This is a genomic window from Lelliottia sp. JS-SCA-14 (assembly GCF_035593345.1).
Taxonomy (GTDB): Bacteria; Pseudomonadota; Gammaproteobacteria; order Enterobacterales; family Enterobacteriaceae; genus Enterobacter; species Enterobacter wanjuensis.
Map to the genome: position 1 here is coordinate 1,909,430 of NZ_CP141606.1, position 20,131 is coordinate 1,929,560.

Genomic DNA, 20,131 nt, shown 5'->3' on the forward strand with positions numbered 1-20,131 from the left:
ATTCAACCCGCACAGTCTTTTTTTGCCGGGTGGCGGCTTTGCCTTACCCGGCCTACTTAACGTTTTCAGGTGCCAGATTGAAGGGATTGTAAGGCGGTTTAATGCTCTTGTAGGCCCGGTAAGTGTAGCGCCACCGGGCATTATTCAACCCGCACAGTCGTTTTTTGCCGGGTGGCGGCTTCGCCTTACCCGGCCTACTTAAGGTTAACGACCCGCTTTCAACTTCTGATAATAATCTTCATAAATGCGGCTCGCGTCGCCCACGTCGTTTTGCCACTCGCCTTTCTTCACGGTTTCCGCATCCGGATACAGTGACTTATCGTTCGCCACTTCCGGGCTCAGCAGCTTGCGGGCCGCCAGGTTTGGCGTGGGATAACCGATGGTTTCCGCCACTTGTTTTGCCACCTCCGGGCGCAGCAGGAAGTTAATCAGCTTCATCGCGCCGTCGACGTTTTTGGCGTTAGACGGAATCGACAGGCTGTCCATCCAGAAGATCCCGCCTTCCTTCGGCCAGACCACCTGCAGAGGCGTACCCGCCTGACGCGCCACGTAGGCCGAGCCGTTCCACACCATCCCCAGATTCACTTCGCCTTCCATATACGGGTTGGCCGGGTTATCGGAGTTAAACGCCGCCACGTTTGGCATCAGCTTTTTCAGCTCGTTGTAGGCCGCTTCAATCTCTTTCGGATCGGTGGTGTTACCGGAATAACCCAATTTACGCAGCGCCATCTGGAACACTTCGCGCGCGTCGTCGGTCAGCAGTAGGCTGCCTTTGTACTCCGGCTTCCACAGATCGGCCCAGCTGGTAACGGTTTTTGGATCGATTTCGTCGCTGTTCACGCCGATCGCGGTCGCGCCCCAGATGTACGGAATGGAGTAGTCATTGTTCGGATCGAACGGCTTATTCAGCATCTCCGGATCGAGATTGCTGAAATTGGTCAGCTTGGTTTTGTCGATCTTCTGGATCATCCCTTCTTTGCGCATTTTGTCGACAAAGTAGGTCGATGGCACCACCAAATCGTACGCGCCGTCTTTGTAGGTTTTGAGCTTGGCATACATGGTCTCGTTCGACTCGTAGGTCGAATAGATCACCTTGATCCCGGTCTCTTTGGTGAACTGCTCCAGCAGGCCCGGCGGCACATACTCGGTCCAGTTGTAGAAGTAGAGCGTTTTACTGCCGTCGGCGTGCGCAGCGCCTATGCCGATTGCGAGAGCGCCTGCCGCGAGCAGGTGGCGTGACCATTTTTTCATTTTGACGTCCCCTGAGATTTGGTTGTATCACGAGCAATAATCTGGCTGGCAATCACCATCACCAGCGATAGCACCAGCAGTATCGTCGCCAGCGCGTTCACCTCAGGTGACACGCCGACTTTCACCATCGAATAGATCTTCAACGGCAGAATTTCATAACCTGGGCCGGTGACGAACGACGAAACCACGACGTCGTCCATCGAGAGGGTAAAGCTCAGCAGCCATCCGGCGGCGACCGCGGGCATCGCCAGCGGCAGAATGATTTTGCGCAGGATGGTCATTTCACTCGCCCCCAGATCTTTCGCCGCTTCCAGCATCCGCACGTCAAAGCCTTTCAGACGGGAGTAAACCGTCACCACCACGAAGGGCAGGCAGAAGGTGATGTGGGAGAAGAGCAGCGACCAGAAGCCGAGCTGAATGCCAAGGAGCATAAACAGCACCAGCAGGGAAATCGCCATTACGATGTCCGGCGACATCATCACCACAAACAGCATCCCGCTGACAAACGGCTTACCGCGAAAACGGTAGCGATACAGCGCCACGGCAGTCAGGGAGCCAATCAGCGTGGCAAAGGTCGCGGAGACAATCGCCATCGTCAGGGAGTGCTGTGCTGCCTGCAGCAGGCTGTCGTTGTTCATCAGCAGGCTGTACCAGTTGGTAGTGAAGCCTTGCCAGTTAATCCCGAAGCGTGAGCTGTTAAACGAGTTCACGATCAAAATGATAATCGGGATGTACAGGAATGCGTAAATGGCGGACATAAAAGCGCCGCGCAGCAGACGACCGATCATTCGAGATCTCCCTTCTTATTCAGCCAGCGGGAGGCGCGCCAGTAGACGAGCAGCATCAGGCCCATTACCACCGTCAGCGTAATGCTGGTGGCCGACCCAAACGGCCAGTCGCGAATGTTCAGGAACTGACTCTTAATCACGTTGCCGATCAGCAGGTTTTTCGCGCCGCCCATCAGATCCGAGACGTAAAACAGTCCCATCGCCGGGAGCATCACCAGCAGACAACCGGCAATAATGCCCGGCATGGTTAGCGGAATAATGATCCGCAGGAAGGTTTGCAGCTTGCTGGCACCGAGATCGCGCGCCGCTTCGAGCAGCGGTTTATCGAGTTTTTCGATGCTGGAGTAAAGCGGCATCACCATAAACGGCAGCAGGATATAGACCAGACCAATAATCACCGCGCCCGGCGTGAACATGATGCGGATCGGCGTATCAATCACCCCCAGCCAGAGCAGAAACTCGTTCAGATAACCTTTGGTGCTGAGGAAAATCTTCAGGCCGTAGATGCGGATCAGCGAGTTGGTCCAGAAGGGAACAATCAGCAGAAACAGCAGCAGCGGACGGATTTTCTGCGGCAGCCGCGCCAGAAACCAGGCGAAGGGATATCCCAGCACCAGGCAGGCGAGGGTGGCAATCAGCGCCATGTTGAGGGAGTGCAGCAGGACCTCGAAGTAGAGCGGGTCCAGCAGGCGCGCGTAGTTATCCAGCGTAAAGACCAGGCTGACGAAGTTCGTGTCGTCGCGGGTCAGAAAACTGGTGACAATGATCATCAGGTTGGGCAAGAAAACAAACAACACAAGCCAACCCACGATCGTGGCGATCACCGCGTTCTGGAATTTACTGGTGTTCTTCATCGGCCAGCACAACCTCCCAGCTCTCTACCCAGTTAACGACCATTTTCTGATCGAGCGGATGGTCAAAGTCCGGGTCGTCCTCGTTAAAGAACTCGCTGACCATCACCATTTTGCCGTTTTCCAGCTCAACCACCGATTCCAGAGTCATACCTTTGTAGTTACGCTCGCGGATGTAGCCGATCAGGCCTTCCACGTCGGTGCTGTCGTGGATCTCATCGACGCGCAGATCTTCCGGGCGCAGCATGACGTTCAGCTTCTGGCCTTTTTCGACGGCAAAGTTGACGTAGATATTGCACTCACGGCCTTCAACGCTGGCGCGCACGCGCTGGTCGTCAAGACGCTCGATCACCGTGGCGTCGAAGATATTGATCTCACCGATGAAGCTGGCGACAAACAGGTTTTTCGGCTCTTCGTAGATTTCGCGCGGCGTGCCGTCCTGCTCAATTTTGCCGTCGCGCATCACTACGATACGGTCCGACATGGTCAGGGCTTCTTCCTGATCGTGGGTGACGAACACAAAGGTAATGCCAAGCTTACGCTGCAGGGCTTTCAGTTCGTTCTGCATCTGCTTGCGCAGCTTGTAGTCGAGCGCGGAGAGGGACTCATCCAGCAGCAGCAGGCGTGGTTTATTGACCACCGCACGGGCAATCGCCACGCGCTGTTGCTGGCCGCCGGAGAGCTGATGGGGTTTACGCTGAGCGAACTCGTCGAGCTGCACCATACGCAGGGCATCGTTCACGCGGGGCGTGATTTGCTCGGCAGGGGTTTTCTGCATGCGCAGGCCGAAGGCCACGTTTTCGAACACGGTCATGTGCGGAAACAGGGCGTAGCTCTGGAAGACGGTGTTAACGTGACGATGTTCGGCGGGAACATCGGTGATGTTCTGATTTTCAAGATGAATTTGGCCGTTGTCGACGTTTTCCAGTCCGGCAATCAGGCGCAGAACGGTTGTCTTGCCGCAGCCGGAAGGGCCAAGCAGCGTAAGAAACTCACCGTTATTGATAGTCAGGTTAAGATCGTCAATGACGGTTTTACCATCGAAACTTTTGCTGATCCCCGACAGAAGAACCAGCGGTGACAGTGTTCCCGGTTGTGTATTCAATTTTTGGCGCTGTCCCATATAAACGCGTCGGTGGGTTTACCGACAGCGGGGTTTGTGTGTAACCACCTTGGTGACTCTTAATGAGGGCGGTCATTCTACGGCAAACCACTGAAATCACCAATCCTTGTGACTGATTGATAAGCTACATTTATTAACGAATCACGACAAAATCGAAAATATTCTCGTTTACGGGATAAAAGTGACCTGACGCAATATTTGGGATTTGATGCTTCCTGATAATGTTGTCACAAAAAGTGAGGGTGACTGCATGGAAAAATTACTTGAGCGTTTTTTACAGTACGTTTCGCTGGATACCCAATCTAAAGCGGGTGTCCGACAGGTGCCGAGCACCGAGGGCCAGTGGAAGCTTTTAAACCTGCTGAAGGATCAGCTGGAGGAGCTCGGCCTGGTCAACGTGACCTTAAGCGAGAAGGGCACTGTGATGGGGACGCTGCCGTCGAACGTCAAAGGTTCGGTTCCGGCGATTGGATTCATTTCTCACGTTGATACCTCACCTGATTTTAGCGGTAAAAACGTCAACCCGCAGATCGTGGAAAATTACCGCGGCGGTGATATCGCCCTCGGTATCGGCGATGAGGTGCTGTCGCCGGTGATGTTCCCGGTGCTGCACCAGCTGCTGGGCCAGACGCTGATCACCACCGACGGTAAAACGCTGCTGGGTGCGGATGATAAAGCGGGCGTCGCGGAGATCATGACCGCCCTGGCGGTGCTGAAAGACAAAAACATTCCCCACGGTGATATCCGCGTGGCCTTTACGCCCGATGAAGAGGTGGGCAAAGGGGCGAAGCATTTCGACGTGGAAGCGTTCGACGCGAAGTGGGCCTACACCGTCGACGGCGGTGGTGTGGGTGAGCTGGAGTTTGAAAACTTTAACGCGGCTTCAGTCACCATCAAAATCGTTGGCAATAATGTGCATCCTGGGTCGGCGAAAGGGGTGATGGTCAACGCGCTGTCGCTGGCTTCGCGGATTCATGCGGAAGTCCCGGCGCAAGAGAGCCCGGAGCAGACCGACGGGTATGAAGGTTTTTACCATCTGACCAGCATCAAAGGCACGGTAGATAGCGCGCAGATGCACTACATCGTCCGCGATTTTGACCGCAAAGCCTTTGAAGCGCGCAAGCGCAAGATGATGGAGATCGCTAAAAAAGTTGGCAAAGGGCTGCACCCGGATTGCTACATTGAGCTGATCATAGAAGACAGTTACTACAACATGCGCGAGAAGGTGATGGAGCATCCGCATATTCTCGATATCGCCCAGCAGGCGATGCGCGATTGCGACATCGAACCGCAGCTGAAACCGATTCGCGGCGGCACCGACGGGTCGCAACTCTCCTTCATGGGACTGCCGTGTCCGAACCTGTTTACCGGTGGCTATAACTACCATGGTAAGCACGAGTTTGTGACGCTGGAAGGGATGGAGAAAGCGGTGAAGGTGATTGTGCGGATTGCGGAGTTGACGGCGAAGCAGTGAAAAAACGCCCGGTGGCGCTGCGCTTACCGGGCCTACAAAACCCGAATCGTAGGTCGGGTAAGGCGTAGCCGCCACCCGACACCCTGCACCCGGAAAAGGATTTCCCATGTCAAATTACCGCCGCAACTACCTCCCTGGTGGAACCTGGTTTTTCACCGTTAATCTGCAAAATCGCCAGAGCGATCTGCTGACCCGCCATATCGATCACCTGCGTGCGGCATTACAAACCGTGAAACGCACCAAACCCTTCACCATCAACGCCTGGGTGGTGCTTCCTGAACATATGCACTGCATCTGGACCTTACCGGAAAACGATGATGACTTTTCAGGGCGCTGGCGGGAAATCAAGAAAACCTTCACCCGTGCGATTGAGATGCGTCACGTGTGGCAATCACGATTCTGGTAACACACGATTCGCAACGAAGAGGATTTCCGGCGGCATAGGGATTATGTGTATATCAATCCGGTCAAACATGGGCATGTCACCCGCGTGGCGGATTGGCCGTTTTCAACGTTTCATCGCGATGTGCGCGACGGTTTATATCCGGAAGATTGGGCGGGTGAACCAGAAGATTTGGTGGCCGGGGAGCCAAAATAAAAACGACGCATCCGCGCCGTTTTTGTAGGTCGGGTAAGCCAAGCGCCACCCGACACAATCAGCCAACTCAGTCCTCGAAGAACCAATACCCGCTATTCACCAGCGCCGCCAACATGGCGAGGAATGACGGATCTTCCAGCGCATCGCCGAAGGTCTCTGCATTCAACACCATATGGCTGGCAAGGGCTTCCAGCGCCGGACGGTGTGGGGAATCCAGCTTCTCGCCATTGACGAAAATATCGTCGCCAATACGCAGCACGCGCAACCCACCCAGACGCACCAGCGAATCACCCTGTTGCAGGGCGTCGTAAATCTCATCCGGCTGATAAGGCGGCTCGGCGGGCGCAACGTCCAGCTCGTGACGCGACTGGCTGACAAACTCGCCAAACCACTGGCGGAAATGCTCCGGCTCGTTAATCAGACCGAGCATCATCTCGCGCAGTTTATCCAGCTCCTGCGGCAGAATATCCGCAGGATGCTCACGCGCAGGCACGTCCGGGTCGCTGTAGCGATGGCTGCCCAGCTCGCGTTGCAGAACGTAATCCGCAAATCCGCTGATCATCTCGCGGCCGCTTGGCGCGCGGAAACCGACCGAATAGTTCAGAGAGTTTTCGAGGGAATAGCCTTCGTGCGGGAATCCTGGCGGAATATAGAGAATATCGCCCGGCTCCATCTCTTCGTCGATGATGCCTTCAAACGGGTCGACCTGAAGCAGGTCTGGATGCGGGCAGTGCTGTTTCATCGGCACTTTCTCGCCGACGCGCCAGCGACGACGACCGGTACCCTGAATGATAAACACGTCGTACTGATCGAGGTGCGGACCCACGCCACCACCCGGCACAGAGAAGGAGATCATCAGATCGTCCATGCGCCAGTCTGGCAGGGCGCGGAACGGATGCATCAGCGCAGCGGTAGGTTCATGCCAGTGGTTCACGGCCTGCACCAGCAGCGACCAGTTGGTCTCGCCGAGGTGATCGTAACTTTCAAAAGGACCGTGACTGACCTGCCATTTCCCCTCCTGATGACTCACCAGGCGGCTGTCGACTTCGTTTTCCATCGCCAGTCCAGCCAGTTCATCCGGCGAGATCGGGTCGACAAAATTGCTGATCCCGCGTTTCAGAACGACAGGGCGTTTTTGCCAGTAGCGTTCGATAAACTCGGGCCAGTTAAGTGTTAATTGATAATCCATAATTATATTTCCGCAGGCTCTTACTGACTCGGATTATAACGGAAGCGCAAGAGCCTGCGCGCGAGAATCTCGCTTTTTTCACATTCCGTTCTAACTATCGTCAGAAGAGGGATGCTGACGACCAAAAATGGCGACCATGCGCGCGCCGCCCAGCAGGCTGTCGCTGGTTTCGATTCGCCCGTTGTACTGATCGACAATCTCCTGCGCGACGGATAATCCCACGCCCTGACCGGGGCGCAGCGTGTCGGCGCGTTGACCGCGGTCGAACACCACGTCGCGTTTGTTTTGCGGAATGCCGGGGCCGTCATCCTCGACGATGATTTGCAGCTCGTCATCAGTCTGATGCGCAGACACTTCCACAAACTCGAGGCAATATTTGCAGGCGTTATCCAGCAGGTTGCCCATCACTTCCATAAAGTCATTTTTCTCGCCGACAAAACTGATTTCCGGCGAAATATCGAGGCTAATGTTCACCCCTTTACGTTGATAAACTTTATTCAGCGCCGAGGTCAGGCTGTCCAGCAGCGGGGCGACAGGGTGCAGCTCGCGGCTCAGCAACGGGCTGCCCGAGCGCATACTGGCGCGGTGCAGGTAATAGCCAATCTGCTGGGAGATACGGCTGATCTGCTCGAGCATCACCGGCTCGGCGTCGTCAACGCTGAGCTTAGAGCTGCGCATGGAGCGCAGGGTGCTCTGCATCACCGCCAGCGGGGTTTTCAGGCTGTGCGTCAGGTCGGTCAGCGTGGTGCGGTATTTATCGTAACGCTCTCGCTCGCTTTTCAGCAGACGGTTGAGGTTGCGCACCAGGCTGGTGAGTTCGCGGGTGGTTTGCGGATTGAGTTTATCCCGGTTGTGCTCTTCGAGTTCGCGGACCTCTTTCGCCAGCGATTCAATAGGGCGCAGGCTCCACCAGGCGGCGACCCACAGGAGCGGGATCACCAGCAGCAGGTTAGCTGCCAGAACATACACGAACCAGCTCCAGACCATATAGGAGCGTTTAAGCTCAACCGGAATGGTGTCGATCACCACGATGGTGAGCTGCGGCATATCCATGGTCGCGGGATAGAGATTGATCGCCACCGAGTGGGTCATCTCCGTATTGTCGTCGTCCTCGCGGATTTCGTCGAGCTCACGCTGCATCGAGGCATCGTTGCCCAGCAGGCTGCTGGTGGCGTTCAGATCGGCTTCGAGCTCGTGGAAGCCATTGGTTTTCAGCCACTCAGGACGAATACTCTTTTCCAGCCACGGCACATGGCGTTGCGCCCACAGCAGCTGGCCTTTTTCATCATAAATCAGCGCCATCGTCGGACTTTGCCGGTTCAGGTTCTCCGGCATTTCCACGCTGATGCGATTGTTTTCCCATTTAGCCAGGGTATAGAAGAGATTGCTCTCGCCGCGCAGCAGGCGGAAGGTGGTTTTGTCGAAGCTGACGCTATACCCGACCAGCGCCACCATGCCGTACGCGAGTGACAGGATCAGCACCACGGCGGCGGTGGCCAGCAAAAAGCGGACCCGCAGCGACAGCGGCAAAAAGTGGCGAAGGATTTTTTTCATTTAGCGTAGTTCAAACAGGTATCCCTGACCCCTCACCGTGGTGATGACGTCCTGCGGATACTGCGCCTGGATTTTTTTACGCAGACGACCCATCAGCACGTCGATGGTGTGGCTCTCACGCAGCTCGGCATCCGGATAAAGCTGGAGCATTAAGGAATCTTTGCTCACCACTTTGCCGCTGTTGCGGATCAGCGTTTCCATAATGGTGTATTCAAACGCCGTCAGTTTGATGACTTCGTCGTTGATCGAGAATTCACGACGCGAGAGATCGACCTGGAAAGGAGGAAGAGAGATCACCTGCGACGCCAGGCCGCTGTTACGGCGCATCAACGCCTGCATACGGGCGGCCACTTCTTCGATGTGGAAAGGTTTGGTCACATAGTCGTCGGCACCCGCGCTGAGCACTTCGACTTTGTCCTGCCAGCCTTCGCGGGCGGTTAAAACCAGCACCGGGAGCGAGACATCATGGCTGCGCCAGCGGCGGATCAGCGACAGACCGTCTTCGTCCGGCAGCCCCAGATCGACGATGGCGATATCGGGCAGGTGTTCATTGAGATAATAATCCGCTTCTTTTGCGTCTTCCGCGTCGTCGACCTGATGCCCCAGTTCCTGAAGCTGAACTTTCAGGTGATGACGTAGCAATGCATTATCCTCAACAACCAGTACGCGCATCATCTCTTCTCCCTAACATGAATGGTATGAATAGTTTAACGCTGATTATGTTGTTATGGGGATAAACATTGAGTAAACCGCAGAGGAAGGAACCCTCTTTCCGGGCGGAAAGAGGGTGAGGGGAATTACTTCAGCTCATCAACCATAGCAATAGCGCGGCCAATGTAGTTCGCCGGCGTCATCGCTTTCAGGCGCGTTTTCTCTTCTTCTGGCACGTCCAGACCATCGATAAACTGTTTCATGCCTTCGGCGTCGACGCGCTTGCCGCGGGTCAGCTCTTTCAGTTTTTCGTATGGCTTTTCAATGCCGTAACGGCGCATCACGGTCTGAATCGGCTCCGCCAGCACTTCCCAGTTGTGATCCAGCTCGTCCAACAGACGGTCGCGGTTCACTTCCAGTTTGCTCACCCCTTTCAGGGTGGACTGGTAGGCGATCAGCGCATAGCCAATACCCACGCCGAGGTTACGCAGCACGGTGGAGTCGGTCAGGTCACGCTGCCAGCGGGAGACCGGCAGTTTGCTCGCCATATGCTGCAGCAGGGCATTCGCCAGGCCCAGGTTGCCTTCGGAGTTTTCGAAGTCAATCGGGTTCACTTTGTGCGGCATGGTGGAAGAGCCGATTTCACCGGCGATAGTTTTCTGTTTGAAGTGGTTCAGGGCCACATAGCCCCACACATCGCGGTCGAAGTCGATCAGGATGGTGTTGAAACGCGCGATGCAGTCAAACAGCTCGGCGATGTAGTCGTGCGGCTCGATCTGAGTGGTGTACGGGTTCCACTGAATGCCCAGAGATGTTACGAACTCTTCGCTGAACTGGTGCCAGTCCACTTCCGGGTAAGCGGCGATGTGGGCGTTGTAGTTCCCGACCGCGCCGTTGATTTTACCGAGGATCTCAACCTGCTCCAGCTGGCGATACTGACGCTCCATGCGGTACGCCACGTTCGCCATCTCTTTACCCATCGTGGACGGGGTGGCAGGCTGACCGTGGGTACGGGAGAGCAGTGGGATATCACGGTATTGCACGGCCAGGTCTTTCACCGCATCGATGATTTTGCGCCAGTAAGGCAGCACCACGTCCTGACGCGCGGTAGAGAGCATCAGCGCGTGAGACAGGTTGTTGATATCTTCTGAAGTACAGGCGAAGTGGATGAACTCAGACACGGCGTGCAGCGCCGGTACGCTTTCCACTTTCTCTTTCAGGAAGTACTCAACCGCTTTTACGTCGTGGTTGGTGGTGCGCTCAATGGTTTTGATACGCGCCGCGTCTTCTTCGCTGAACTCCGCGACGATTTTATCAAGGTAATCGTTTGCCTGGGCGTCAAAAGCAGGAACTTCCTTGATTGCTGCCTGGGTAGCTAACTTTTGCAGCCAGCGCACTTCAACCTGTACACGGAACTTCAGCAGACCATATTCGCTGAAGATCCCGCGCAGCGCGCTGACTTTATCGCCGTAACGTCCATCGACAGGGGAAACGGCGGTCAGTGAGGATAATTCCATAATTCGCAACTCCGGGAGGTTAACAATGAGCAAGAATTTGTTTTGCCTGAGTCGTCAGGCGATTACGAGAGAACATTAACTGCAGTCGGCCACCGCCAACCTGATGCCACAGCACGGCGGCACGAATACCGGCCAGCAGCGAGGCACGAACCTTCGCCTGCACCTGCGGGCTTTGCAGCACGGCAGGGGAGCCGGTGACCTGGATGCGCGGACCGAGCGGGCTGATGACATCGACATAAATCGCGGCCATCGCACTCATCAGGGTTTCGGACTGCAAATCAAAATGGTCGAGCTGACGCTGCAGCCCGTCAATGCGGTTGCCGAGCGTGTCCATCGCGCCTTTTGCGCCGCTCAGCTTACGCTCCAGCACCATCAGGCTTAAGGTGTAGCGGGTCAGCTCTGCATTCAGCCCCTGACGGTTGCTGGCATTCAGCACCCCGAGCAGGGTTTCGAGACCGAGGCGAAGATTGGTTTCGCTGCCACCGAACACACCCAGCGTCGAGCCTGGGTTAAGGTCGATAACGCTGTTGAGCGAAACGTGCAGCGCATCAGCGTCGCAATGACCCTGATGTGCCAGCTGTTGCACCAGACGGGCGGACTGGCAAATGCCTGCCAGCGCCAGGGTGATGTCATAGTAATTCTTCGCCACACGTGCTCCTTTTGGTGTGAAATCAGTTTATTCGGCCAGCGGCAGACGCTGTTCAATGATCCCGCCGCCGAGGCAAATTTCGCCGCTGTAGAAGACGGCGGACTGGCCTGGCGTGACGGCAGACACCGGCTCGTCGAAGCGTACTTCGATGCGCTCGTCGTCAATGGCCGTGACGGTGCAAGGGATATCCGTCTGACGATAGCGGGTTTTCACCGTGCAGCGCAGGGTGCCGGTGAACGGCTCGCGATCGACCCAGTGCAGCTGTTGGGCAATCAGGCCGACGGACATCAGACGCGGATGTTCGTGCCCCTGCGCCACCACCAGAATATTGTTTTCGACATCTTTATCGACTACGTACCACGGCTCTTCGCTGCCTTCTTTGGTGCCGCCGATCCCCAGACCTTTACGCTGGCCTAGAGTGTGGTACATCAGCCCCTGATGCTCGCCGACGTCATCCCCGTCAACGGTGATGATTTTGCCCGGCTGAGCAGGCAGGTAGCGCCCGAGGAATTCGCGGAATTTACGCTCGCCGATAAAACAGATGCCGGTGGAGTCTTTTTTCTTCGCGGTGATCAGATCCAGTTCTTCGGCGATTTTACGCACTTCTGGTTTTTCCAGCTCACCGACCGGGAACAGGCTTTGCGCAATCTGCTCGTGGCCTAAAGTGTAGAGGAAATAGCTCTGATCTTTGTTGCCGTCGAGACCGCGCAGCAGCTGGCTTTTGCCGTCGACATCCGCACGGCGCACGTAGTGACCGGTCGCGATGTAATCTGCGCCCAGGTCTTCCGCGGCGAATTCGAGGAAGGCTTTGAATTTGATCTCTTTGTTGCAGAGGATATCCGGGTTCGGGGTGCGGCCCGCTTTGTACTCTTCGAGGAAGAGTTCGAACACGTTGTCCCAATACTCTGCGGCAAAGTTAACGGTATGCAGCTCAATGCCGAGTTTGTCGCACACGGCCTGCGCATCCGCAAGATCCGCTGCCGCCGTACAGTATTCCTCGCCATCGTCTTCCTCCCAGTTCTTCATGAACAGGCCTTCCACTTGATAGCCCTGCTGTTGCAGCAGGTAGGCGGAAACGGAGGAATCGACACCGCCGGACATGCCGACGATCACTTTTTTCTGGCTGTTATCTGACATGGAATACTCACGACATTGAACTTAAAGGCGGCGTATTCTATCACGCGCCCCCCGCATTGGCACCCTCTGTAAACGGCCAGTTAAATTCTGCGATCACCTCAAGCGGCAGGCGGCTGCCAGACTGATAGCAACGAATGCTTTCGGCAACCAGCGGTGAGCGCAGGTTTGGCGCGTTCAGGATCTCCTCAGGCGTGACCCACAGGCAGCGGTCGATATCATCGTCGTGCGGCTCAGTGGCGCACATTTCGTTAAGTTCGACGACGAATAAAAAGCGCAGAAACGGCGTGCGATCCGGGGCGATCCACTGATGCAGACGCACAAAGTGCTGCGGCTCGGCGTGGATGCCGGTCTCTTCCCACAGCTCACGACGCGCGGCCTGGACCAGCGTTTCGTCGGCTTCAAGATGGCCAGCGGGCTGGTTCCATAGGGCTTTGCCGTTGATGGTCTCTTCAACGACGAGGAATTTGCCTTCGGCGTGCACCAGGGTGGCGACGGTAACGTGTGGTTTAAACATCTGTTCTCCTTAGATTGAGTCGATCGGGATCTCTCGCCATTCACCGGACGCCAGAGTGTCGAGCGTCAATGTGCCCATCGCATAGCGTATCAGGCGCAGCGTGGGAAACCCGACATGCGCCGTCATGCGTCGCACCTGGCGGTTCCGCCCTTCGTATAAGGTGATTTTCAGCCAGCTGGTGGGGATGGTTTTGCGTTCGCGAACCGGCGGATTGCGCGGCCATAACCACGCTGGCTCTTCGACGAGCTCGATGCCCGCGGGCAGGGTGGGACCGTCGTTAAGTGTCACGCCATTGCGCAGGGCATCCATCGCCTCTGCCGTCGGTTCGCCTTCCACCTGCACGTAGTAAATCTTGCCGGTGCGCTTGCCTGGCTGGGTCAGTCGCGCCTGTAGCTGACCGTAGTTAGTCAGCACCAGCAGCCCTTCGCTGTCGCGATCCAGGCGGCCAGCGGCATAAATTCCTTGTAACGGGATGTAATCTTTCAGGGTGCTGCGTCCCGCCTCGTCCGTGAACTGCGGCAGCACATCATAAGGTTTATTGAAGATAACCAGCCGCTTCGGTCCAGTGTCAGGCTTTTTTTTGGCGCTGCGTCGCGTGCTGAATCGTTCAACTTGGTGATTTCTAAAAGAAGTTTTGTTCATAGTGTTTTCAGAATGGGTGTATTCGAGCATTATAACGGAAATTCATGAGTGATTGGCGCGAGCCTGATATTCGAGTAGTATGAGCTCGCATATTACAACTCATTAACAAAAAACCAGAAGCGCTCGAAGGAGAGGTTAATGGAAAGCAAAGTAGTCGTTCCGGCGGAAGGTAAGAAGATCACCCTGCAAGATGGCAAACTGAACATCCCTCACAACCCAATCATTCCTTTCATTGAAGGTGATGGTATCGGTGTGGATGTGACGCCAGCCATGATCAAAGTGGTGGATGCCGCCGTGCAGAAAGCCTATAAGGGCGAGCGGAAAATTTCCTGGATGGAAATCTATACCGGCGAAAAATCTACCCAGCTGTATGGCCAGGATGTCTGGCTGCCAGAAGAAACTCTGGACCTGATTCGTGATTACCGCGTTGCCATCAAAGGCCCGCTGACTACCCCGGTCGGTGGCGGTATTCGTTCCCTGAACGTTGCGCTGCGCCAGCAGCTTGACCTGTACGTGTGTCTGCGCCCGGTGCGTTACTACGCGGGCACGCCAAGCCCGGTTAAACACCCTGAGCTGACCAACATGGTGATCTTCCGTGAAAACTCCGAAGACATCTATGCCGGTATCGAGTGGAAAGCCGACAGCGCCGAAGCCGAGAAAGTGATCAAGTTCCTGCGCGATGAGATGGGCGTGACGAAGATTCGTTTCCCTGAACATTGCGGCATCGGCATCAAGCCGTGCTCCGAAGAGGGCACTAAACGCCTGGTACGTGCAGCCATCGAATACGCGATCACCAACGACCGTGATTCCGTGACCCTGGTGCACAAAGGCAACATCATGAAATTCACCGAAGGCGCTTTCAAAGACTGGGGTTACCAGTTGGCGCGTGAGGAGTTTGGTGGTGAGCTGATCGACGGCGGCCCATGGGTGAAAATCAAGAACCCAAATACCGGCAAAGAGATCGTTGTTAAAGACGTGATCGCCGATGCATTCCTGCAGCAGATCCTGCTGCGTCCGGCGGAATACGACGTGATCGCCTGTATGAACCTGAACGGTGACTACATCTCCGACGCCCTGGCAGCCCAGGTTGGTGGTATCGGTATCGCCCCAGGCGCTAACATCGGTGACGAGTGCGCGCTGTTCGAAGCGACCCACGGTACTGCACCTAAATACGCAGGTCAGGATAAAGTGAACCCAGGTTCTATCATCCTGTCAGCGGAGATGATGCTCCGTCATATGGAATGGTTCGAAGCCGCAGACCTGATCGTTAAAGGTATGGAAGGCGCGATCAACGCTAAGACCGTAACCTATGACTTCGAACGTCTGATGGACGGCGCTAAGCTGCTGAAATGTTCAGAGTTTGGTGACGCGATCATTAAAAACATGTAATCCATTTTCTGGATTAAATGAAAACGGGAGCCGATGGGCTCCCGTTTTTTTATGTCTGTTTAGGTGTGACTTTGCCTCGTAAGAGTCGCTTACAGGTACTTCACAGAGATGGTCGCCTGGCCGTCCAGAGGGGTGTCATCGGTAATCGCCAGAGTGGCAGTATCCTGGATTGATGCGCCAACAGTCAAAACATCACTGGCTGTGGTGATTGCAACGGGATTACCCTGAGTATCAGCGAAGGTGATCAGTCGGCTACCGTCTGGGTGGTTATAGACGTCACCAGCCTCTGGGGCCCAGTTGGCACCATTATCAACAGAATCTGCCAGATGCCCAGGGGCTGAATCAACTGTGGCTTGATCGTAAATGGCAACGAGACCATATGAGCCTAATTTGACATGATCTGCTGTTTCGCCCAGACCAAACTCATTGGCTGCGGTTGTAACAGCACTGCCTACTTTCGGAGCTGTATCGACAACACTTGAAGATTTATCATCCATTGTCGTCCAGGCTACTTTAGTTGGACTTGTGCAGCTCAGAGTCAGGGTAATATTCTTATCACCCAACTGGTTTACGGCAGTATCACTCAGAGAAGCGATCGGCAGTGTTCCATAATCCACTACGCCACCGGATGAAAGAGAAGGCGTACAGGAACCCATAATTAACTTACCTTGTACTTTCAGGTCGGCAGTATCAGCTGCGAATGCTGAATTAGCGGTAGAGATAACGAGTGCAGCGGCTGCACAGAATTTAAAAATATTTTTCATGGAATAATGACTCTTCAGTTGGATGATTTAAATAAGACACTGTTGTCTTGTTGGACATATTATCTGTGTTTCCTCTCAATGCATCAATTCAATAAGCACGCAGTTATGGATTCAATGTTGAGTGTAAAATTGGACTTGAATTTATATTTATAGAAATCAGCATTTTTAATGAGGTGTGGAAATAAATGCAATTTTTTAATCTAGATAGAATTAAGAGCAACGACGCGTGGTAATGTAAAGGGGGAGGGATCAACAGAATCTAAAAAGACTACGGATTGCCTGAACAATCGATACTGGCAATCCGCAAAGTAGATGAGTTATAAGGCTGATTACTCGAGGTTCTTCACATCCATCAGCAAGCCCTTGCTGAGCAATATCTTACCTTCGGCCTTAAACTGGGCCAGCATCTTCATCACTGTGCTGCGCGATAGCCCGCTTTTATCGACAATATAATCAGCTGCTGTACGACGTAAACGAATAATTTCAGGTTCTGCCTGCAGCTGATACAGACAGTTAATCACCAGGGCATAGCTGGATACCCCAGCCATATTGTTAACATACTTCAGCATGTTAGCGATGGTTGTCATATGGTTGACGGAGACACCTTGCCACAGGTTTTTATCATTGATGATTTTCTCTGCCTCTACGAATGGTAGAAATTCATAACGAATGTCAGTGCAGGCACGAAAATAGAGATATGTGGTATCGAAGTAGAGGTTGATGCCGAAAATTCGCGGGGCGCTAAAGTTAACTAACAGACGGTCATCACTTGGACGACAGCCTGAAATTACACCCTCATGGAATATAAGTATATTTCTTTCCGTGAAACCATCCATTGTGACAATTTGGTTTTTACGTTTAGAAAATATATTTTCTTGTTGTGATAAGTTGTCAATTAAGAGCTGAATATGTTCCTTGGGATTTAACATGATTTTTTCCACTCGTCACTGTTGCCGTTAATGGTAGCCTATATTCAGAAGGAGGTGTGACTTGATAGCCACATAGATACGACCTGATGCATATGCAGTTTTATTACTGGCCCTCAAGCTGAACCGTCAGGTTGGTCATCAAGTTCGTTTCATCCTGGACGGAATGTATCCCCTGCTTAAGCGCGGGTCGAATATGCAAAAGTATAGAGAATTGCTGACCGGCAGGCACTTCACCGTTACGAACAGGAAGCAGGCCGTCGTTATTCAGCACCAGCACCTTTTTCCGATTTCTCTCTTGCTTAGGGACAAAGGAGCCATGGGACAGAGTCTTACCGAGATCAACGGGTTTACCGTCCAGCACCGCCTGTTGAGCAGAGATCAGAATATCTCCGTTGTCTCCAAAGCGAAACCGTCGCTCACCAGAATCATCGCTAATGAACAGCGCCATCGCTTGCGGTTCACTGCAAATAGCATTCACTCTGACCTCACGATCATCCAGCGTATAGACACCGCCGCGATGGCTGGTAATGTCGTTGTTGCTGAGCTTGCCGTAATCAACAGTCGTATCAGAAACGGTGACGTCGCATTCGGCGCGGGCAGCATTTGCGCAGAGTAATCCCGCCAGTAGCGTGAATTTAATGATGGATTGGATTTTCATTTGCATACCCCGTTGATATTTTCATAAGTCTGATTTTCGCCACCTTTTGCCAGGGCGTAACTGATCTGGCATACGTTCACACCATCTTCGTTCGTGAGATAAAGCGCCGGTTTGGCAGAAACGTCTTCCATAAACAGAAGGCCATCGTCCACTGCCGTGGCAGCGTAGTTACCGTCACCATCAACCACGGTACTGCCTTTTTTCAGGGTCTTACCATTTGCCATTTGCACGCGGATCATGGCCCGGTGGACATGCAGCGTATTGAACGCTACGTGCCCGACGGCTCCGCGACCTGCTGCCAGTTCACTGAAACCGTTCTCGACGTCCACATCCTGCGGAAGACTATTACTGTCCAGTTCGACTCGAACTTTGTGGTACGGATTAACGGAAGGTACGATGGCCTTGCCCCAATGATCGGTCCAGACATCACCCGCTGGGGTGTTGATTCGCGTTCCGGCCAAATCTTTACCCGCATCGATGATGGCGAATGTGTCCTTAACCGGCCAGGGTGAGAAGGTTACGCCGCTATCATGCGCAACCACGCCACCAGAAAGTGCCACACCATAGTTACGACCATCTTGACCATCGGTTCCGGCGCTAACGCCCAGTCGGGTGTAGTGCAGATTACTGTTGATCGAGCCACTGAAGCTGTTTTCCCGATCGGCCAGATCGCGCTCGGCCGCCAGGGAATAACTGGTGCTCTGACTGATATCCCCGCTGGTCTGCAGTCCGGTATTGGTCTCATGATGCATGGTGTGCGAGTAGGCGCTGACGTGTTGACCGCCAAGGGGCATGCTGATATTCACAAACACCGTGTCCCCGTTGTCTTCGCTCTCGTTGCGACCATCGTCCTGATCATCGTTTTTCTGATTCACAGAGCGCTGCCAGCTGACGTTCAGGTTCATGTGGCCAAATGACTTACCCCATGAGGCGTTCACAAATTCGCTGCCTTCGGTTCCTTCTGTACCCTGGTTCTTTGAGTAACGCAGATTAAAGGAACCCAAATTTGACAGGGAGTAATGCATCCCTGCAGAGTATTGGCCTTCGTACTGCTGAAAATCATCCTCAAGAGAATCTTCCAGTTCGCGATAGCCTTGGGTATAACGCGTCATGCTGACATCGGTCGTCAGTTGGCCGGACAAGGCGTAGCTGGCTGACAAGGTGCTGCTACGTCCTTTTACGCCATGCTCTTCATCCATCGACGCCTTAAAAGTGGCCGATAGCAGCATTTTATTAAAGGGTAAGGTATCCAGCGTGATAGCCGCAGAGTCATAGCCCTGTGCAGTCATCACGCCGGTACCGATATTCAGCCAGGGTTTGACCCGCCAGCCGTCGGAGAGGGTCGCCAGCATCGGCTGACTCTCCCCGTCGCCGTTGCTGCGATAGCGGCCCACGGCGGCAGAAAGGCCTGACGGACTGGTCAGTTGATGACTGTTCACCGCATCAGCAGGGATCACGAAATGGCTTTTACTGCCGTCGGTTTCCGTGACCGTGACATCGAGTTCGGCATTGCTGCGAATAATCGGAACATCGTTCAGAGTGAACGGACCCACGGGGACCAGAGTGGAATAGACCATCCGGCCTCCCTGGCGGACTTCAACACGCGCCTGGGCTGTGCGGGCAATACCAGAAACAGCCACACCGCTGCTGCCTTCCGGGCTCAGTGCTTCTTCCGGCATGATCTGCATACCTGAAATGGCGGTGCCAGCGAAAATCGTGCCGCCAGTGTTGATTTCACCCGCCTGGAATAATTTCTTACTATCAACAAGCGTATGCTGCAGATAGGCGTAAAGGTTATCGGTGGTACGCGTGCCGTCATTCTCTGCCAGGGATTGTCTGCTGCGAAACAGCCAGTCATGGACGTTCAAACCCTCTTCCAGCATCAGTTGCTTAGTCTCGCTGTTGCCGCTGTCAGACCTGTTTTGCGTCGCGAAAGCGGTATAATTGAGAATGCCTGCCGTACCGCCCGTGCTGTAATCTTTGGCCTGATCGCCTTCGCCTGTTGTATCAATGGCCTCTTGCGGAACGACCAGATCCAGCTCTTCCTGTGCAGGAACGGGAGTAATCACTGTGCCTGGGAAGGTTTTGGTATAGTCGAAACAGGCATTACTCTTTTCGTCATCGCTGAACTTTGTTACTTCATGCGGCACCACTAACGAAGCTCCCTGCAGAAAAGGGGTGGTGGCACAAAGCTGGCCATCCTGGCCAAAAGTTGCGGATACCTTTCCTTTTCTCTCGCCATTCACCACCACGGTGACCATTTTTACGCCGGGCGTAAATTTCGGAGTAGAGGCAAAATAGTGACCCAGTGAAGGATCAAGCCCACGATCTTTGATGATGCTGGTATTAAATTCCAGCGGAGCTTCAGTCGCCGAGGAAAGAACCGGATACAGGCAGCACAGTACGGCTAACGATAAATAACGACGCGATAACGAAACCATCTCAGAATACTC

General features: G+C 54.2%; 18 protein-coding genes and 1 pseudogene. 3 read left to right on the forward strand and 16 right to left on the reverse strand.

Features of this window, described 5'->3' with window-relative positions; translation table 11 throughout:
• Positions 1-204: 204 nt before the first annotated feature.
• Genes potD through potA form a run of 4 tightly spaced genes read right to left on the reverse strand, consistent with a single transcriptional unit; the run spans position 205 to position 4,013 of the window.
• Entirely contained in the window at positions 205-1,251 is a 1,047-nt protein-coding gene (gene potD, locus U9O48_RS08965) for a spermidine/putrescine ABC transporter substrate-binding protein PotD (protein WP_324724119.1), read from the reverse strand.
• Entirely contained in the window at positions 1,248-2,039 is a 792-nt protein-coding gene (gene potC / locus U9O48_RS08970; protein ID WP_282494944.1) for a spermidine/putrescine ABC transporter permease PotC, read from the reverse strand. Before potC ends, potD begins: the two co-directional genes overlap by 4 nt.
• On the reverse strand, positions 2,036-2,893 hold the full coding sequence (gene potB, locus U9O48_RS08975; protein ID WP_285145876.1) for a spermidine/putrescine ABC transporter permease PotB: 858 nt from the start codon (positions 2,891-2,893) through the stop codon (positions 2,036-2,038). Before potB ends, potC begins: the two co-directional genes overlap by 4 nt.
• Complete coding sequence (gene potA, locus U9O48_RS08980; RefSeq protein WP_324724121.1) at positions 2,877-4,013, reverse strand: spermidine/putrescine ABC transporter ATP-binding protein PotA; 1,137 nt, start codon at positions 4,011-4,013, stop codon at positions 2,877-2,879. Before potA ends, potB begins: the two co-directional genes overlap by 17 nt.
• 250 nt (positions 4,014-4,263) lie before the next feature.
• On the opposite strand from potA, the gene pepT reads away from it, so the two are divergent.
• Both pepT and U9O48_RS08990 read left to right on the forward strand, forming a co-directional pair.
• Positions 4,264-5,487 carry a peptidase T gene (gene pepT / locus U9O48_RS08985; RefSeq protein WP_285155205.1) on the forward strand — a complete coding sequence of 408 codons (1,224 nt, stop codon included), beginning with the start codon at positions 4,264-4,266 and terminating at the stop codon, positions 5,485-5,487.
• A 106-nt stretch (positions 5,488-5,593) separates the two neighbouring features.
• Positions 5,594-6,085 (forward strand): annotated as a pseudogene (locus tag U9O48_RS08990) (REP-associated tyrosine transposase).
• A 67-nt stretch (positions 6,086-6,152) separates the two neighbouring features.
• Here the strand turns inward: U9O48_RS08990 and U9O48_RS08995 are convergent.
• The 8 genes from U9O48_RS08995 to rluE form a co-directional block, all read right to left on the reverse strand.
• Positions 6,153-7,274 (reverse strand): cupin domain-containing protein, encoded by a 1,122-nt coding sequence (locus tag U9O48_RS08995; protein WP_282494949.1) that lies wholly within the window; start codon positions 7,272-7,274, stop codon positions 6,153-6,155.
• Between the two features lie 90 nt (positions 7,275-7,364).
• Complete coding sequence (phoQ, locus tag U9O48_RS09000) at positions 7,365-8,828, reverse strand: two-component system sensor histidine kinase PhoQ (protein ID WP_324724122.1); 1,464 nt, start codon at positions 8,826-8,828, stop codon at positions 7,365-7,367.
• Entirely contained in the window at positions 8,829-9,500 is a 672-nt protein-coding gene (gene phoP, locus U9O48_RS09005) for a two-component system response regulator PhoP (RefSeq protein ID WP_282495018.1), read from the reverse strand. It lies immediately after the preceding gene.
• Between the two features lie 125 nt (positions 9,501-9,625).
• Positions 9,626-10,996: an adenylosuccinate lyase gene (gene purB / locus U9O48_RS09010; RefSeq protein WP_102103465.1), complete on the reverse strand. Its 1,371-nt coding sequence runs from the start codon at positions 10,994-10,996 to the stop codon at positions 9,626-9,628.
• Positions 10,997-11,015: 19 nt separating this feature from the next.
• Entirely contained in the window at positions 11,016-11,645 is a 630-nt protein-coding gene (gene hflD, locus U9O48_RS09015; RefSeq protein WP_095281631.1) for a high frequency lysogenization protein HflD, read from the reverse strand.
• A 27-nt stretch (positions 11,646-11,672) separates the two neighbouring features.
• A complete protein-coding gene (gene mnmA, locus U9O48_RS09020) occupies positions 11,673-12,782 on the reverse strand; it encodes a tRNA 2-thiouridine(34) synthase MnmA (protein WP_285145882.1) in 1,110 nt (369 codons plus the stop codon).
• A 40-nt stretch (positions 12,783-12,822) separates the two neighbouring features.
• Positions 12,823-13,296: an NUDIX hydrolase gene (locus tag U9O48_RS09025; RefSeq protein WP_285145883.1), complete on the reverse strand. Its 474-nt coding sequence runs from the start codon at positions 13,294-13,296 to the stop codon at positions 12,823-12,825.
• A gap of 9 nt (positions 13,297-13,305) precedes the next feature.
• Entirely contained in the window at positions 13,306-13,968 is a 663-nt protein-coding gene (gene rluE, locus U9O48_RS09030; RefSeq protein ID WP_324724124.1) for a 23S rRNA pseudouridine(2457) synthase RluE, read from the reverse strand.
• A gap of 108 nt (positions 13,969-14,076) precedes the next feature.
• Here rluE and icd point away from each other — a divergent pair, with 108 nt between their 5' ends.
• Positions 14,077-15,327 carry an NADP-dependent isocitrate dehydrogenase gene (icd, locus tag U9O48_RS09035; protein WP_174348626.1) on the forward strand — a complete coding sequence of 417 codons (1,251 nt, stop codon included), beginning with the start codon at positions 14,077-14,079 and terminating at the stop codon, positions 15,325-15,327.
• A gap of 89 nt (positions 15,328-15,416) precedes the next feature.
• Here the strand turns inward: icd and U9O48_RS09040 are convergent, their stop codons facing one another.
• The 4 genes from U9O48_RS09040 to U9O48_RS09055 form a co-directional block, all read right to left on the reverse strand.
• Positions 15,417-16,091, reverse strand: coding sequence for a DUF1120 domain-containing protein (locus tag U9O48_RS09040; protein ID WP_282494954.1), 675 nt, complete (start codon positions 16,089-16,091; stop codon positions 15,417-15,419).
• A 329-nt stretch (positions 16,092-16,420) separates the two neighbouring features.
• Positions 16,421-17,020, reverse strand: a complete 600-nt coding sequence (locus tag U9O48_RS09045) for a helix-turn-helix domain-containing protein (RefSeq protein ID WP_282494955.1) — start codon at positions 17,018-17,020, stop codon at positions 16,421-16,423.
• Between the two features lie 103 nt (positions 17,021-17,123).
• Positions 17,124-17,678 carry a hypothetical protein gene (locus U9O48_RS09050; protein ID WP_285158814.1) on the reverse strand — a complete coding sequence of 185 codons (555 nt, stop codon included), beginning with the start codon at positions 17,676-17,678 and terminating at the stop codon, positions 17,124-17,126.
• On the reverse strand, positions 17,675-20,119 hold the full coding sequence (locus tag U9O48_RS09055) for a fimbrial biogenesis usher protein (RefSeq protein WP_324724126.1): 2,445 nt from the start codon (positions 20,117-20,119) through the stop codon (positions 17,675-17,677). Before U9O48_RS09055 ends, U9O48_RS09050 begins: the two co-directional genes overlap by 4 nt.
• Positions 20,120-20,131 lie beyond the last annotated feature (12 nt).

What these genes read in the sequence shown, in the direction of transcription:
- potD (WP_324724119.1), bottom strand. Translation starts at nt 1,251, where the DNA reads ATGAAAAAATGGTCACGCCACCTGCTCGCGGCAGGCGCTCTCGCAATC.
- potC (WP_282494944.1), bottom strand. Translation starts at nt 2,039, where the DNA reads ATGATCGGTCGTCTGCTGCGCGGCGCTTTTATGTCCGCCATTTACGCA.
- potB (WP_285145876.1), bottom strand. Translation starts at nt 2,893, where the DNA reads ATGAAGAACACCAGTAAATTCCAGAACGCGGTGATCGCCACGATCGTG.
- potA (WP_324724121.1), bottom strand. Translation starts at nt 4,013, where the DNA reads ATGGGACAGCGCCAAAAATTGAATACACAACCGGGAACACTGTCACCG.
- pepT (WP_285155205.1), top strand. Translation starts at nt 4,264, where the DNA reads ATGGAAAAATTACTTGAGCGTTTTTTACAGTACGTTTCGCTGGATACC.
- U9O48_RS08995 (WP_282494949.1), bottom strand. Translation starts at nt 7,274, where the DNA reads ATGGATTATCAATTAACACTTAACTGGCCCGAGTTTATCGAACGCTAC.
- phoQ (WP_324724122.1), bottom strand. Translation starts at nt 8,828, where the DNA reads ATGAAAAAAATCCTTCGCCACTTTTTGCCGCTGTCGCTGCGGGTCCGC.
- phoP (WP_282495018.1), bottom strand. Translation starts at nt 9,500, where the DNA reads ATGCGCGTACTGGTTGTTGAGGATAATGCATTGCTACGTCATCACCTG.
- purB (WP_102103465.1), bottom strand. Translation starts at nt 10,996, where the DNA reads ATGGAATTATCCTCACTGACCGCCGTTTCCCCTGTCGATGGACGTTAC.
- mnmA (WP_285145882.1), bottom strand. Translation starts at nt 12,782, where the DNA reads ATGTCAGATAACAGCCAGAAAAAAGTGATCGTCGGCATGTCCGGCGGT.
- U9O48_RS09025 (WP_285145883.1), bottom strand. Translation starts at nt 13,296, where the DNA reads ATGTTTAAACCACACGTTACCGTCGCCACCCTGGTGCACGCCGAAGGC.
- rluE (WP_324724124.1), bottom strand. Translation starts at nt 13,968, where the DNA reads ATGCTCGAATACACCCATTCTGAAAACACTATGAACAAAACTTCTTTT.
- icd (WP_174348626.1), top strand. Translation starts at nt 14,077, where the DNA reads ATGGAAAGCAAAGTAGTCGTTCCGGCGGAAGGTAAGAAGATCACCCTG.
- U9O48_RS09040 (WP_282494954.1), bottom strand. Translation starts at nt 16,091, where the DNA reads ATGAAAAATATTTTTAAATTCTGTGCAGCCGCTGCACTCGTTATCTCT.
- U9O48_RS09045 (WP_282494955.1), bottom strand. Translation starts at nt 17,020, where the DNA reads ATGTTAAATCCCAAGGAACATATTCAGCTCTTAATTGACAACTTATCA.
- U9O48_RS09050 (WP_285158814.1), bottom strand. Translation starts at nt 17,678, where the DNA reads ATGAAAATCCAATCCATCATTAAATTCACGCTACTGGCGGGATTACTC.
- U9O48_RS09055 (WP_324724126.1), bottom strand. Translation starts at nt 20,119, where the DNA reads ATGGTTTCGTTATCGCGTCGTTATTTATCGTTAGCCGTACTGTGCTGC.